Source organism: Streptomyces sp. NPDC031466 (genome assembly GCF_055581265.1).
Window position 1 is genome coordinate 538,645 of record NZ_JBVIJT010000004.1, and the last position, 14,693, is coordinate 553,337.

11 protein-coding genes are annotated in these 14,693 nt (G+C 69.7%); 8 read left to right on the forward strand and 3 right to left on the reverse strand.

Going from position 1 to position 14,693, the window contains the following annotated elements; all coding sequences use genetic code 11:
• Positions 1–116 precede the first annotated feature (116 nt).
• Together ACZ5GP_RS11290 and ACZ5GP_RS11295 are read left to right on the forward strand one after the other, a co-directional pair.
• Complete coding sequence (locus ACZ5GP_RS11290; RefSeq protein WP_468750602.1) at positions 117–2,900, forward strand: DEAD/DEAH box helicase; 2,784 nt, start codon at positions 117–119, stop codon at positions 2,898–2,900.
• Positions 2,897–4,240: an SWIM zinc finger family protein gene (locus tag ACZ5GP_RS11295; RefSeq protein WP_468750603.1), complete on the forward strand. Its 1,344-nt coding sequence runs from the start codon at positions 2,897–2,899 to the stop codon at positions 4,238–4,240. The genes ACZ5GP_RS11290 and ACZ5GP_RS11295 overlap by 4 nt, the downstream gene beginning before the upstream one ends.
• Positions 4,241–4,396: 156 nt before the next feature.
• On the opposite strand, the gene xylA is transcribed toward ACZ5GP_RS11295, so the two are convergent.
• A complete protein-coding gene (gene xylA, locus ACZ5GP_RS11300) occupies positions 4,397–5,563 on the reverse strand; it encodes a xylose isomerase (protein ID WP_468750604.1) in 1,167 nt (388 codons plus the stop codon).
• A gap of 123 nt (positions 5,564–5,686) precedes the next feature.
• Between xylA and xylB the strand changes: the two genes are divergently transcribed.
• From xylB to exaC, 4 genes are all read left to right on the forward strand, one after another.
• On the forward strand, positions 5,687–7,141 hold the full coding sequence (gene xylB, locus ACZ5GP_RS11305) for a xylulokinase (protein WP_468750605.1): 1,455 nt from the start codon (positions 5,687–5,689) through the stop codon (positions 7,139–7,141).
• A 413-nt stretch (positions 7,142–7,554) separates the two neighbouring features.
• Positions 7,555–8,154 (forward strand): N-acetylmuramoyl-L-alanine amidase, encoded by a 600-nt coding sequence (locus tag ACZ5GP_RS11310; RefSeq protein WP_468750606.1) that lies wholly within the window; start codon positions 7,555–7,557, stop codon positions 8,152–8,154.
• A gap of 148 nt (positions 8,155–8,302) precedes the next feature.
• On the forward strand, positions 8,303–9,580 hold the full coding sequence (locus tag ACZ5GP_RS11315) for a GAF domain-containing protein (protein WP_468750607.1): 1,278 nt from the start codon (positions 8,303–8,305) through the stop codon (positions 9,578–9,580).
• 227 nt (positions 9,581–9,807) lie between these two features.
• Positions 9,808–11,331, forward strand: a complete 1,524-nt coding sequence (exaC, locus tag ACZ5GP_RS11320; protein ID WP_468750608.1) for an acetaldehyde dehydrogenase ExaC — start codon at positions 9,808–9,810, stop codon at positions 11,329–11,331.
• 163 nt (positions 11,332–11,494) lie between these two features.
• Here the strand turns inward: exaC and ACZ5GP_RS11325 are convergent, their stop codons facing one another.
• On the reverse strand, positions 11,495–11,899 hold the full coding sequence (locus tag ACZ5GP_RS11325; protein ID WP_468750609.1) for a hypothetical protein: 405 nt from the start codon (positions 11,897–11,899) through the stop codon (positions 11,495–11,497).
• Between the two features lie 541 nt (positions 11,900–12,440).
• Between ACZ5GP_RS11325 and ACZ5GP_RS11330 the strand changes: the two genes are divergently transcribed.
• Positions 12,441–12,758, forward strand: coding sequence for a cupin domain-containing protein (locus tag ACZ5GP_RS11330; RefSeq protein WP_361082026.1), 318 nt, complete (start codon positions 12,441–12,443; stop codon positions 12,756–12,758).
• A gap of 534 nt (positions 12,759–13,292) precedes the next feature.
• Here the strand turns inward: ACZ5GP_RS11330 and ACZ5GP_RS11335 are convergent.
• Complete coding sequence (locus tag ACZ5GP_RS11335; protein WP_358583394.1) at positions 13,293–13,526, reverse strand: beta/gamma crystallin domain-containing protein; 234 nt, start codon at positions 13,524–13,526, stop codon at positions 13,293–13,295.
• Between the two features lie 496 nt (positions 13,527–14,022).
• Between ACZ5GP_RS11335 and ACZ5GP_RS11340 the strand changes: the two genes are divergently transcribed.
• Entirely contained in the window at positions 14,023–14,604 is a 582-nt protein-coding gene (locus tag ACZ5GP_RS11340; protein ID WP_361082022.1) for a sigma-70 family RNA polymerase sigma factor, read from the forward strand.
• The last annotated feature ends 89 nt before the right edge of the window (positions 14,605–14,693 follow it).

A 14,693-nucleotide genomic window follows, 5' to 3' on the forward strand; every position in this document is an offset into this window, starting at 1 on the left:
TTGAGGAATGTCCCATCGCTGTGCACAGGATCCCTGCTGTCCCCCTCTCCGAGGTCTCCGAACTGTCGCGCTGTTCCGTGCTCTTCGTGCCTGGCGACCCCGCCCGCGGGGGCCGCATGGCTTTCTGGCGCCCTGATGGCACCGAACCGCCCTCGGTCGTCGGCGGCGCCTTCGATGAACTCGCCGTCGCCGTCCCCGGGGACGAGGACATCGAACTGGGCACCGTGCCCGCGGTCCTGCTTCCCGTGCGTGCCGCGCTGCCGGTCCTCACGCGCGCGCGTGCCGCATCGGGATCGCACCCGACGGCAGCGTTCTGGGGGGCGGCAGGGGTCCTCGCACTGCAACTCGCGGCTCGGGGGCTGTTGTTGCCCGGTCTGACTCCCGGCGACCACGACTCCTGGCGTGCCGGTCCGCTGGGGACCGAGGATCTGCAGCGGCTGCGGGAGCTCGCCGCGGCGATGCCGCCGGCCGCTCACGCCCTGCCGCTGGACTCCGGCGTACCGCTGCGGCTGCCCGAGCCCGAGAGTCTGCTGCGCCGGTTCCTCGACGCGGTCGCCGACACTCTGCCACGCTCCCCCGCCGCCCCGCTGGCCGCCGGCGGGCCCGTATTCGCCTCCAGGGAGCCGCAACACGTACCCGAACAGCGGGCCTGGGCCGCCGATGTGGCGGCAGGACATGACGCCGGTGTGCGGATCTCCCTGCGGGTGGAGATCCCCGGACTCGTCTCGGTCACCGAGGGCGGCACCCGTCTGCCGTTCCGCGCCGTGCTGCAACTGCACAGCGTCAGCGATCCCGGGCTCGTCGCGGACGCTGCCGAGGTGTGGGCCGGTACCGGAGCCACGGGACAGGCCTTCGGGCCGCGAGCACGCATGGACACGCTCCTCGCGCTGCGTCGCGCCACGCGCGCGTGGCCCCCGCTCGCTCCACTGCTGACGGCCACCGTGCCCGACGCGATCGAACTCGCCGACGAAGAGGTGACCGACCTTCTGGGCGGGGGCGCTCGGATGCTCGCGGCCGCAGGCGTCGATGTGCACTGGCCGCGAGAGTTGGCCCGCAGTCTCACCGCGCGCGCCGTCATCGGTCCACCGGACGGTGAGCAGGACGGCGGCGAGAAGAGCCCGCTCAAGCCAGCTGCGGATACCCCCTCGTTCCTTTCCACGGACGCACTGCTGGCGTTCAACTGGCGCTTCGCCCTGGGCGACCGGCAGCTCACGCGCGACGAACTCGACCGCCTCGCCGAGGCGAACCGCCCCGTGGTCCGTCTGCGCGACCAGTGGGTGCTCATCGACCCCGAGGAGGCGCGCCGCGCCCGCGACCGGCAGGACCGCAAGGTCACACCGATCGATGCCCTCAGCGCCGCACTGACCGGCACCACCGAGGTCGACGGCCGGCGCGTCGACGTGGAGCCGACGGGGTGGCTCGCCACGTTGCGCGAGCGGCTCGCGGACCCGGAGGGCATGGAGCCCGTCGGCCGGCCCGAGGCGCTCGCCGCAGAGCTTCGCGACTATCAGCTGCGCGGTCTGAACTGGCTCGCGCGCATGACGTCCCTCGGCCTCGGCGGCTGCCTCGCCGACGACATGGGCCTCGGCAAGACGATCACGCTGATCTCGCTGCATCTGCACCGCCAGACCCACGAGGACACGGCGGGCCCCACGCTGGTGGTCTGTCCGACGTCCCTCATGGGCAACTGGCAGCGCGAGATCGAGAAGTTCGCGCCCGGCACGCCGGTGCGACGGTTCCACGGAGCCCAGCGGGACCTGGAAGGCCTCGTGGACGGCGAGTTCGTCCTGACCACGTACGGCACGATGCGGCTCGACACGGACCGGCTGGGTCGCACGGCCTGGGGCATGGTCGTCGCCGACGAGGCCCAACACGTCAAGAATCCGTACTCGGCGACGGCCAAGCAACTGCGCGCCATCCAGGCACGCGCGCGCGTGGCGCTCACCGGCACCCCGGTGGAGAACAACCTCTCCGAGCTGTGGGCCATCCTCGACTGGACGACTCCGGGGTTGCTCGGAAAACTCGCGACCTTCCGGACGCGTTACGCCCAAGCCGTGGAGAGCGGCGCGGACCCCGGGGCCGCGGAGCGGCTCGGACAGCTGGTGCGTCCGTTCCTGCTCCGGCGGCGCAAGTCGGACCCGGGGATCGCACCGGAACTCCCACCGAAGACGGAGACCGATCGCGCGGTCTCGCTCAGCACGGAGCAAGCGGGACTCTACGAAGCCGTGGTACGGGAGACACTCGCCGAGATCTCCGGGGCCGACGGGTTCACGCGCCGGGGTCTGATCGTCAAGCTCCTCACGGGCCTCAAGCAGATCTGCAACCACCCCGCGCAGTACCTCAAGGAGGACGAGCCCAGGATTCCGGGCCGTTCGGGCAAGCTGGAGCTGCTCGACGAGTTGCTGGACACGATCCTCGCCGAGGGCGCGAGCGTGCTCGTCTTCACGCAGTACGTCCAGATGGCGCGGCTGATCGAGCGGCATCTGGCCGGCCGTGGCATCCCCTCGCAGTTCCTCCACGGCGGCACGCCCGTCGGGACGCGTGAGGCGATGGTGCAGCGCTTCCAGGACGGAGAGGTCCCCGTCTTCCTGCTCTCCTTGAAGGCGGCGGGCACCGGGCTGAACCTCACCCGTGCCGAGCACGTCGTGCATTACGACCGCTGGTGGAACCCCGCCGTCGAGGCGCAGGCCACCGACCGCGCGTACCGCATCGGGCAGACACAGCCGGTGCAGGTGCACCGGTTGATCGCGGAGGGCACCATCGAGGACCGCATCGCCGACATGCTGCTGCGCAAGCGGGAGTTGGCGGACGCCGTACTCGGCTCCGGCGAGGCCGCTCTGACCGAGCTGACCGACGCCGAACTGTCCGATCTGGTCGAGCTGCGAGGGGGGACCCGATGAGCGACATCCATAACGAGGAGTACGCGTACGGGGATGGGCGCGCCGGAGAGGCGATGGGTGCGCGTGGTCCTGGAGCGACGAACGAGCGCACGTTCGACGCCATGCCGCCCGCGCGTGGGCAGGGTTTCGCACAGACATGGTGGGGCCAGGCCTGGCTGAAGGCGCTCGAGGACACCGCCCTCGACTTGGGCCAGTTGAAAGCGGGACGCCGGTTGGCCCGCGCGGGCGCGGTGGGTGCGGTCTCGGTGCGGCCGGGCCGGATCACCGCGGTCGTGCAGGACCGCGACGGCACACCGCACCGCTCCGACGTACTGCTCCAGGAGTTGAGCGCGGAGGAGTGGGATCGCTTCTTGGGGATGGCCGTCGAGCAGGCCGGGCACATCGCGGCACTCCTGGATCGTGACATGCCGCCGCACCTGGTGGAGGACTCCTCGGCCGCCGGTGTCGAACTCCTGCCCGGCATCGGGGACCTGGAGGCGGAGTGCGACTGCGAGGCGTGGGACTACTGCGGGCACACGGCCGCGCTCTGCTACCAGGTCGCGCGGCTGCTCGACCAGGATCCCTTCGTGCTGCTGCTGATGCGGGGCCGCGGGGAACGCGAACTCCTGGACGCGCTCCACATGCGCAGCGCCGCGCACACCGATGCCCCGGAGCACTCTGAGGAGCCCCGGGATGCCGCTCCAGAGGGCGTCAGCGCCGTGGAGGCGTACGCGGACGGCGTCATCCTGCCGCCGCTTCCCGACCTGCCTGCAACGCCCTCTGCGCCGGGATCGCCGCCGACGCTCGACACGGAGACGGAGCCCGCGTCGGGCCTCGACGTGGCCGCGGTCGAGTTCCTTGCGGCACAGGCGGCCGCCGAGGCGTGCCGGATGCTGGCTGACGCGCTCGTGCCCGGTCACGAGGGGCACCCTGTCGAGGAGGAGTTGTCGGTGAGCGAGGACGCCGTGCGGCTGGCCGCGGCGGCTCCAGGGCCGACGGTCGAGGCGCGGTTGTCGGAGGTGTCGGCGCGCGGGCCGGACGGTCTCGCGCTCGCCGTACGGGCCTGGCGGTACGGGGGCCGGGCCGCGCTGCACATACTCGAGCAGGAGTGGACGCCCGAGGGGGATGCGCTGGCACGCGCGCGTGCCGCGCTGGAAGCTGCGTGGGACGAAGGCGATCGCCCGCGGTTGCAGGCCGCCCGCAACCGGTGGACCGTGGTCGGCTCCGACACTCAACTACGCCATGGGCCTGACGGCCGTTGGTGGCCCTACCGCGAGGAACGCGGCCGCTGGGTCCCGGCGGGGCCGGCGGCCCACGACCCGGCGACCGCTCTGGCCGTGGCGAGCGACACGGGGACGTAGGAAGGGCGGCTGGTCGACAGTGGCGTGGAGACGTCGGTGACGTACGTACGACTGCCGCATCCGTACTGAGCCCAAGGAACCCGCGGCGACGAACGGACGTGCGGCGGCCGCAAGGCCTCCGCACGTCCGGGTTCTCGGCCTCACACGTCCTGAGCGTCAGCCCCGCACGCCCAGGAGGTGGTCCATGGCCAGCTGGTCGAGGTGCTCGAAGGCCATCCCGCGCGCGGCGGCCGCCTCCACGTCGAAGGACTCGTAGGCGCCTTGGTCTGCGAGCAGTCCGGCGAGGCCGTCGTCGGCCGTGGGGAGCGCCAGTTCGTCCAGGCGCGACGCACTCAAGGCCTCGCGTACCTCGGGATCGGCGCGGAAGGCGGCTGTCCGCTCCCGCAGGATCAGGTAGTTGCGCATGCAGCCGGCGGCCGAGGCCCACACTCCGTCGAGGTCCTCCGTACGGGGCGGCTTGAAGTCGAAGTGCCGCGGCCCCTCGTAACCACCCCTCTCCAGGACGTCCACCAGCCAGAAGGCGCTGCGCAGATCCCCGGCGCCGAACCGTAGGTCCTGGTCGTACTTGATGCCGGTCTGGCCGTTGAGGTCGATGTGGAAGAGCTTGCCCGCCCACAGCGCTTGGGCGATGGAGTGCGGGAAGTTGAGTCCCGCCATCTGTTCGTGGCCCACTTCGGGGTTGACGCCGAACAGTTCGGGCCGCTCCAGGCGTTCGATGAAGGCGAGGGCGTGTCCCACCGTCGGCAACAGGATGTCGCCGCGCGGCTCGTTCGGTTTCGGCTCGATCGCGAACTTAATGTCGTACCCCTGTGAAGTGGCGTACTCGGCGAGCAGGTCGAACGCCTCCTTCATCCGGTCCAGCGCGTCGCGGACATCCTTCGCGGCACCGGACTCGGCTCCCTCCCGGCCGCCCCACGCCACGTAGGTGCGCGCGCCCAACTCGACCGCGAGGTCGATGTTGCGCATCGTCTTGCGCAGGGCGTATCGACGTACGTCACGGTCGTTGGCGGTGAACGCCCCGTCCTTGAAGACGGGGTGGGTGAAGAGGTTCGTGGTCGCCATTGGGACGACCAGGCCGGTCGCGTCGAGGGCCTGCCGGAAGCGCTTGATGTGGCCCTCGCGCTCCGCGTCGGTCGAGGCGAACGGGATCAGGTCGTCGTCATGGAACGTCACTCCGTAGGCGCCCAGTTCGGCCAGATGGCGCACCGTGTCGGCCGGGTCGAGTGCTGACCGGGTGGCGTCCCCGAACGGGTCACGTCCCTGCCAGCCGACGGTCCACAGACCGAAGCTGAACTTGTCCTCTGGAGTGGGCCGGTAGTTCATGTGTGGCTCCCTCGCCTATTTCGTCATGTCACTTTACAAATTAGTATCCGGGGACCCGGCTGGGAAGGTCGAGGGGAAGAATCTTCGGGGCAGGCCCCGAAGAGCCACAGGAACGGAGACGCCATGTCATCAGCGCCATCAGCTCAGGGACCTCTTGTCGTCGGCGTGGACAGTTCCACGCAGTCCACGAAGGTATTGGTCGTCGACGCGGCCACCGGCCAGGTCGTGGCGAGCGGCCAGGCACCGCACCGGGTCAGCTCGGGCGAGGGGCGTGAGAGCGATCCCCGGGAGTGGTGGGAGGCGCTGTGTGCGGCGCTGGGGCAGTGCGGTCCCATCGCCCGGGAGGCCGCCGCGGTGTCGATAGCGGGCCAGCAGCACGGGCTGGTCACGCTGGGCAGGGACGGCGCACCGGTGCGCCCCGCGCTCCTGTGGAACGACGTGCGTTCCGCCGCACAGGCACGCACCCTCTTGGAGCGGCTCGGCGGCCCCAAGAAGTGGGCCGATCGGGTCGGGAGTGTCCCTGGGCCTTCCTTCACCGTGACAAAGTGGGCCTGGCTCACCGAGCACGAGCCCGCAGCCGTGCGCGCCACGTCCGCCGTGCGCCTGCCCCACGACTACCTCACGGAACGCCTCACCGGGCTCGCCACCACCGACCGCGGCGACGTCTCCGGGACCGGCTGGTGGGCGTCGGCTCCGGAGACGTACGACGAGGAAATTCTCGGCATGGTGGGCCTCGATCCGGCGCTGCTGCCCCGGGTCGCACGTCCCGGCGAGATCGTCGGCACGGTACGTGGCGACAGTGCGCTGCCGTTCTCCAAGGGGACGTTGGTCGCTCCCGGGACCGGTGACAACGCGGCGGCCGCGCTGGGCCTCGGCCTGCGCCCCGGCACGCCGGTGCTGAGCCTGGGCACCTCGGGCACGGTGTACGCGGTCTCGGAACACCGTCCCTCCGACCCGACCGGCACGGTGGCGGGATTCGCGGACGCGCGCGGTGCGTGGCTGCCGCTGGCCTGCACCCTCAATTGCACGCAGGCCGTCGACCGGGTTGCGGCGTTGCTGCGTCTGGACCGCGAGGCGGTGGAACCGGGCGGCACCGTCACTCTCCTGCCCTACTTGGACGGTGAGCGGACGCCGGACCTCCCCCATGCCTCCGGGATGGTGCACGGCCTGCGGCACGACACGACGCCCGGGCAGTTGTTGCAGGCGGCGTACGACGGGGCCGTGCACTCACTGCTGGGCGCCCTCGACCTCGTCCTGGACGCGGACGCCGACCGATCGTCCCCGCTCCTGCTCATCGGTGGCGGGGCGCGCGGTGCGGCTTGGCAGAACACGGTCCGTCGCCTCTCCGGCCGTCCCGTTCAAGTGCCCCGAGCGCAGGAGCTTGTGGCCCTTGGCGCCGCCGCGCAAGCAGCCGGGGTCCTCACCGGCGAGGACCCCGGGACGGTCGCCCGGCGCTGGGGCACGGCCCACGGGCCCGTGCTCGATCCCGTCGAGCGGGATGAGGCGGTGTTGGCGCGGATCTCCCGAGTGCTCTCCGATGCGGCGGCGCTGACGAAGGCGGCGCCGCAAGGGGAGTGATGCCCCTGCCCGGTGCGATGGCCGTCGCCGGGATCGGCTCGGCTGCCGTAGCCGCCCGGGCCGTGAGAGCCGCCTTGGCCGCGAGGGCCGTCCTGACTGCGAGAGCCACCCTGGCCGCAGGCCCCTCCCTGACCTCAGGGGCCACAGGCGCCACCCCGGCCAATCCCGCCACCCCGGCCACCGCGGCCACCGCGGCCACCGCCGAGCGATCCTCCTGTCCCCCATTCGGGTGGCCGAGATTTCCACAAATGCGCTGCCGTACACAGATGCGAGCTCTGCCCTTCCGTCTCAACCAGCGGGCGCCGTAACGTAATTCACGCGAGGCGCGATCGGCCGACTGAGGTGACGGTGTCCCCCACAGCCCGGGGAATTCGCGTCAGTCCAGCCGTTCCTCAATGAGAGGCAGGTCAGTCATGGATCGGACAAGACGCTTCCCCAGCAGGCGCGGACTGCTGCAAGGTGCCGCTGCGGCCGCCGTGCCCGCGGCGCTCGTGCCCACCGCACGCGCGAGCGCCCAGGCCCTGTCGGTCGACTACCCCTTGGCCGAGTGGGTGCCGGCCAGTACGTCCAACTACACCGCCGCCAACCGCCCGAGCACCTACCCCATCGATTACGTGGTCCTCCACGTCACCCAGGAGACGTACGCCGACGCGCTCGCCATCTTCCAGAACCCCGCGAAGAAGGTGTCGGCCCACTATGTGGTCCGTTCCGGCGACGGTCATATCGCCCAGTGCGTCCGTGACCGCAATGTCGCTTGGCACGCGGGCAATTGGACGTACAACACGCGCAGTATCGGAATCGAGCACGAGGGATGGATCGACAAGCCCCAGTACTTGACCAACGCGATGTACGAGCAGTCCGCCGCGCTGACCGCCGCCATCTGCTCGAAGTACGACATTCCCAAGGACCGCGAGCACATCATCGGCCACTATCAGGTGCCGGGATCGGACCACACGGATCCGGGGCCGTACTGGGACTGGTCGCGCTACATACGCCTCGTCAACTTCGCCTAGGGCCCATGACCTTCGCCCGGGACTCCGGAGGGAGCGGGCCGACCTCACCGGCGACGAGGCGTTCAGGCCCGTCCGTCGCGGCGCGCTTGTCGGCTTCCGGTCCTGGGGTGACGATGGCAGCCCCGCACCGCCGTCCCGGGAGGCCGAGTTGACCGATCCATGGGTGGCCCTGGAGCCGGGCGCCGACCCCGCCGAGCGTGTGCGGGTGGTGCGGCAGGCGCATGAGAGGTTCACCGCGGCTGGCACGGTCATCCGGCCGGTGCGGTCGGTGGTGGCCGAATCGTGGCGCAGATCGGCCAGGGCGCGGGTCAGCCCGGAGGGGAGCGGCGCGGCGGTGGAGCTGACCGACGGCGACCTCGACGCCTGTCGGGCGGAGCATCCGCTGGCGAGGGTGATGCCGTTGTTCCGTGAGCTGATGGGCACCTTCGCGATGGACGGGGAGCACCTTCTGGCCGTATGTGACGTGCAGGGCAGGTTGCTGTGGGTCGAGGGCCACGCGGTGGCGCGGCGGCGTGCGGACCGGATGAACTTCGTGCCGGGGGCGCGATGGGCCGAGTCCGCCGTGGGGACCAACGCGCCGGGGACGGCGGTCGCCCTGGACCGGCCCGTGCAGGTCTTCGCCACGGAGCACTTCATGCGGCGGGTGCAGTCCTGGACGTGCGCGGCGGCTCCGGTGCACGACCCGCGGACCGGGCGGTTGATCGGAGCGGTCGACATCACCGGCGGGAACGGCCTCGCTCATCCGCACAGTCTCGCCTTCGTGCAGGCTGTCGCGAGGGCCGCCGAGTCCCAACTGGCGTTGCTGGCTCCTCCTGCGGGAGCCCGGGGTGGCGTCGAGCTCTCGGTGCTGGGCCGGGACGAGGCACTGTTTGTGGCGGGCGGGCGCAAGGTGCGGCTCAGTCGCAGGCACAGCGAGATCGTGGTGCTGCTCGCCCGTCATCCGGAGGGGCTGAGCGGGGAGGAGCTGCTGTACGCGCTGTACGAGGACGAGTCGGTGCCGCAGGTGACGTTGCGCGCGGAGATGGCGCGGTTGCGGCGGGCGCTCGGGGCGGAGCTGTTGCGGTCGCGTCCGTACCGTCTGGCGGAGCCTGTGGAGAGTGATGTCGACACGGTCGAGCGTCGCCTGGCGGCGGGTGCGGTGGCGGCGGCCGCTGCCGCGTACGCCGGGCCGTTGCTGCCGCAGTCGCGGGCGCCCGCTCTGGTCCGGCTGCGGCGCCGGCTCGCCGACCAGCTGCGGGCGGCGCTGGTCGGCCACCACGACCCCGACCTGTTGGCGGACTGGGTGCACGCACCGTGGGGCGAGGAGGACCTGTTGGCGTGGCGGGCGCTGGCCGCACTGCGCCCGACGCCCGGCACTCTGGCCCGTCTGCGCGAACTCGATGCCGAGCTGGCCGTGGCCGGGCGGGGCGCCGTGCAGTCGTACTGATCCCGCACCGCGGGGGTGTACTCGGGCCCTGAGCGGGGAGGCACCACTCACGGGCCCCGAGGGGGGAGGCACCACCCACGGCCGCTCCCGGGAAGGAGCAACCCTCGTCCAACACAGCCCAGAAGGAGAGCGCGAAGGGGAACGCAACGTAGATGCAACGTGCGTGGTTCTAGCCTCCGGGCGAGAGCTGCCCACGGCGGGCAGCCTTCCCCGGGAGGCCAGCCAAGATGACCCGTTACGCAGCGCCCGGCACCGAGGGCGCCATCGTCTCCTACGAGTCGCGCTACGACCACTTCATCGGCGGCGAGTACGTGGCTCCCGCCCGTGGCCAGTACTTCGAGAACCCCAGCCCGGTCAACGGGCGGCCCTTCACCGAGATCGCCCGGGGCACCGCCGAGGACGTCGAGCGCGCCCTCGACGCGGCGCACGCGGCGGCGCCCGCGTGGGGGCGGGCGTCGGTCACCGAGCGCGCGGACGTGCTGCGGAAGATCGCCGACCGGATGGAGGCCAATCTCGAACAGCTCGCGGTCGCCGAGAGCTGGGAGAACGGCAAGCCGATCCGCGAGACGCTGGCGGCCGACATCCCGCTCGCCATCGATCACTTCCGCTACTTCGCGGGGGTCATCCGCGCGCAGGAGGGGTCGTTGAGCGAAGTGGACGCGGACACCATCGCGTACCACTTCCATGAGCCGCTCGGCGTCGTCGCGCAGATCATCCCGTGGAACTTCCCGATCCTCATGGCGACCTGGAAGCTCGCGCCGGCGCTCGCGGCCGGTAACGCGGTCGTCCTCAAGCCCGCCGAGCAGACGCCGGCCTCCATCCACTACTGGATGAGCCTGGTCCGCGACCTGCTGCCGCCGGGCGTCCTGAACATCGTCAACGGGTTCGGTGTCGAGGCGGGCAAGCCGTTGGCGTCCAGTCCACGCGTCTCCAAGGTCGCCTTCACCGGGGAGACCACCACGGGGCGGTTGATCATGCAGTACGCCTCCGAGAACATCAAGCCGGTGACGTTGGAGCTGGGCGGGAAGTCACCGAACATCTTCTTCGACGACGTGTGGTCCGCGGACGACGACTTCCGGGACAAGGCGCTTGAGGGCTTCACGATGTTCGCCCTCAACCAGGGCGAGGTCTGCACGTGTCCCTCGCGGGCGCTGGTGCAGCGCGGGCACTACAGCGAGTTCCTCGAAGCGGCGATCGCCCGCACCGAGCAGATCAAGGCCGGGCATCCGTTGGACACCGACACCATGATCGGGGCGCAGGCCTCCAACGACCAACTGGAGAAGATCCTCTCCTACCTGGACATCGGTCAGCAGGAGGGCGCCAAGGTCCTGACGGGCGGGCAGCGCATCGAGTACGACGGTGATCTGGCGGGCGGTTACTACGTCCAGCCGACGATCTTCGAAGGCGACAACCGGATGCGGATCTTCCAGGAGGAGATCTTCGGCCCGGTCGTCTCGGTCGCGTCGTTCAACGACTTCGACGACGCCATCCAGATCGCGAACGACACGCTCTACGGGCTCGGCGCCGGCGTGTGGACGCGGGACATCAACAAGGCGTACCGGGCGGGCCGGGCAATCCAGGCGGGCCGCGTCTGGACGAACTGCTACCACGCCTATCCGGCGCACGCGGCCTTCGGCGGCTACAAACAGTCGGGCATCGGGCGGGAGACGCACAAGATGATGCTGGAGCACTACCAGCAGACGAAGAACCTCCTGGTGTCGTACTCGCCGAAGAAGCTCGGCTTCTTCTAGACGCACGAAAAAAGGCGCCTGACCTGGGCTTTTACCCGTCAGGCGCCTTTCACCCGACCCGCTCAGAGCGGGGCCTGGTTTATGCCGTACCTCCCATTTTCCCCCACCGCTATCCCGCTTCTGACCAGCACTTCCGGACCAGTCACGGACCAAAACTCCCCACTCACCGCGTTGGCGCCCCGCCCAGGCTGACGCGGTCCCACTCCTCCATCGACTGCTCGATCAGCCGGTTGGCTTGTTCCCGGACGCCGTCCAGGAACTTGGCGTAGTGCCGGAAGAGGACCTCGATGCTCTGGCCCGCGCGGCGAGCACATTCGGCCGGGTCCACACCGGAGTACAACCAGAACGAGATCCCAGCGTGCCGGATATCGTAGGGCCGCTTGGCCAGACCGGAGGCGAGTTCCGTACGGGTCAGGACATGCTTCCGTGCCCGCGCCCACGTAATGCCATACGCGGAAGCGTCCACGTAGTTGCCGGCCTGGTTCCGGAACACCCAACCGTCCGGCGCCACGCCGAACCGTTTGATGTGCGCACGTAGGACGCGCACGAACTTCGGAGGGATAGGCACCGGCCGGTCGCGGTAGCCGCGCGACGCTTGAGCGAGTGCACCTCGTGCACCGCGCCGTCGTCCGTCCACTCCTTGCCCGCGGTGATGACACCGCCCGACAGGTTGAACATCCCCCACCCGGTCTCGGGTAGATGGCACTGTTCGAGGCGGAGGTGAATGACCTCCCCCGGCCGCACGACCGCGTAGTACATACAGCCGAAGAACGCCTCCAGATGGAGTCCGCGCCCGCGCTGCTGAGCAACCGCCGCACCCCACTTTCTCCGATGTGGCAGGGCGTACCTCAGCGCAACGCGACGGTTCTCGGGCCAGAAAGAACAAGGTGGGCCTGAACCGTCACGCTGTCGCGGGCGTTCACAGGGGAGAAAGGCAATTCCGCCTGTCGATCGGGGAGTTCATCATGTTGGATCGTCGCTCTCTTCTGCGGACCAGTGGCGTGGCGGCAGCCGGCGCGCTCGGTGCCGTCGCTTCTGCCTCGACCGCTGAGGCAGCTTCCACGCCATTCCGTGGTCATCACTCGTCCGTTCACGCCCCGACCGACGGCGTGACGCGCACCTTGCTCCAGGAGAACCCCTCGCCCGCCAAGGGCTGGACGACCGTGCAGACTCTCGTCGAGATACCGCGGCGCAGGGAATCGGGCCGCCACAGCCACCCGGGAGTGGAAGTCGGATACATCGTCCGCGGCGATGTGTCCATGGAGTTCGACGACGGGACCACCCTGCGGCTTCGCACGGGTGACCCCTTCTTCATCCCGTCTGACACCATCCACAATGCCCGCAACATTGGGAAGGTGACGACCATGATGCTGTCCACCTACGTCGTCGACGAGACGAAGCCGCTGGTCACTACGTACACCCATTGAGTCTTTCCGACTGCGTAGTCATCGGCCAAGAGGGCAAGGACTGTGTGGAGGGTGCGGCTGATGCGTCGGCCGGTGCCGGGGGTCGGCCGAGTTAGCGGTCACCGGGCGTATGCCTCGCTCGCGATCTTGTCGAGCGGGGCGAGCCTCTCGGAGCCCCCGGTGGGTCGTGATCCGCTGTCGCAACAGGCGGACGCCCTCTAGCCGCGTCGGGACCTGCCCTTTTGTAGCGACCCATGAGAAGCGTATGCAGCGGGCAGGGCTCCCGTGCCGTTGGGTGAGGTGTTCGACATCTCAACCTGCCGGCTCGAGAGCCCTGGTGGGTCCTGTCCTGCCGCACTTGCCCTGCCGTATGAGCTGGTCGACCGGGTCACGATGCTTGTCGGCGTGAGGGCGACCGCCGCTGCAGACCACCGCCGCACAAGCGCGCCCTTTTCGCCCTCGCGCGGATCGTCGCCCGGCCGGGCACACCCGTGGGCACGGCCTACGGACATGCCACCGGCGTCGTGCGACGGGCGCGCCGATCGCGGAAGGGTGCTACCAGATCCTGATCTTCGTGATCTTGTGGAGGGGCTCGCCGGTGATCTTCCCGTAACTCCACTTCTCCACGGTTCCGCTGGTCGCCGGCGCGCCCAGCCTCGGCACGTACTCCAACGTGACCTTGTTGTTGCCGGTCCAGATCTGGTCGACGCCGTAGATCGCCACGCTTACCGCCCCCGCGTTGGCGAAGCAGAGGGAGCCGCCTGCGTTGTGAAGCGTCAGGTAACCCATTTCAGAGCAACCGACGCGGTTGATGGCGGACGCCGACGAAGCAGGCAGAACCACGGCTACGGCTCCGGCTGCCGCTACTACTGCGAGGCGTGTGATGAAGCGCTTCACTGGTGAGTTGTTCCTTCCATGGTGGTGCGGTGCCGCCGAGGGAGACAGCGCACGGCGGCATCGCAGGGACGCATGCACGTCCCATCAACGCAACGGGAGAAAGGGCACTCCCGTTCACCACTCGAGTGCCTTGCTTCGGACGGCGGTCGCGATAAGGAGGTGCAGTTGAGGCATGCCGAGCTCGCCGATCACAGCCGCCGAGATGGACGAGCGGTCCGAGAACGGGTCACCTCCCTCGTTCCGGCAGTCGGGACAGTACTTCGGCCCCTACGGAACGGCAAGAAAGCGACAAGGTCCCGCGAAGGGCTTCCGACGAGTGTGTGAGCCGTTCGTCCGCGCATGCGGCTGAGCACGCCACGGAACACTTGGACAGGATCGAGCACCACGCATGAACGGAATCACGGAAACGCGGACCACTGCCTCCGCTCCGACCTGGTCGCATAATCGGAACCTCACCTCCGACGCTGACTGTGACGCCTTCATCAGAGACATCTACGACCAGTACGGCCTGCTGCTCGTCCGGTATGCCGCGCGACTGCTGGACGGCGATTGGCACAAGGGGGAGGACGTCTTCCAAGAGACCGCGGCCCGAGCCTGGAAACACGCCCGCTTCCTGGGCAGCCGCGGCGACAGCCTCAGACCGTGGTTGTTCACCGTGACCAGGAATCTCGCGATCGACCATCACCGGGCGCGTCAGGTGCGGCCGTTGGAGCACATGTCCGTCGAGGAGTTGGACGTCTCCAGCGACAACACGGCATCCACGATCGATTCCCATGTGGTGGCGCAGGCCCTGGGGGAGCTGAACGAGCAGCAGCGAACCGTCATCTGCCTCATGTACTACCTGGAATGCAGCGTTGCCCAAGCGGCCGAGCACCTCGGCATACCGGCGGGCACCGTCAAGAGCCGCGCCTTCTACGCCGTACGGGCGTTGCGCAGAGCGCTGGAGAAGCAGGGGATCCTAGGGGTGTGACCATGGCGCGGCCCCGGTCGCACGGTCGTCAACGGGTCCTGTGATCCAGGCTGGGAGGCCTGACAGGTCTCAAGTACACGCGCGAGCGG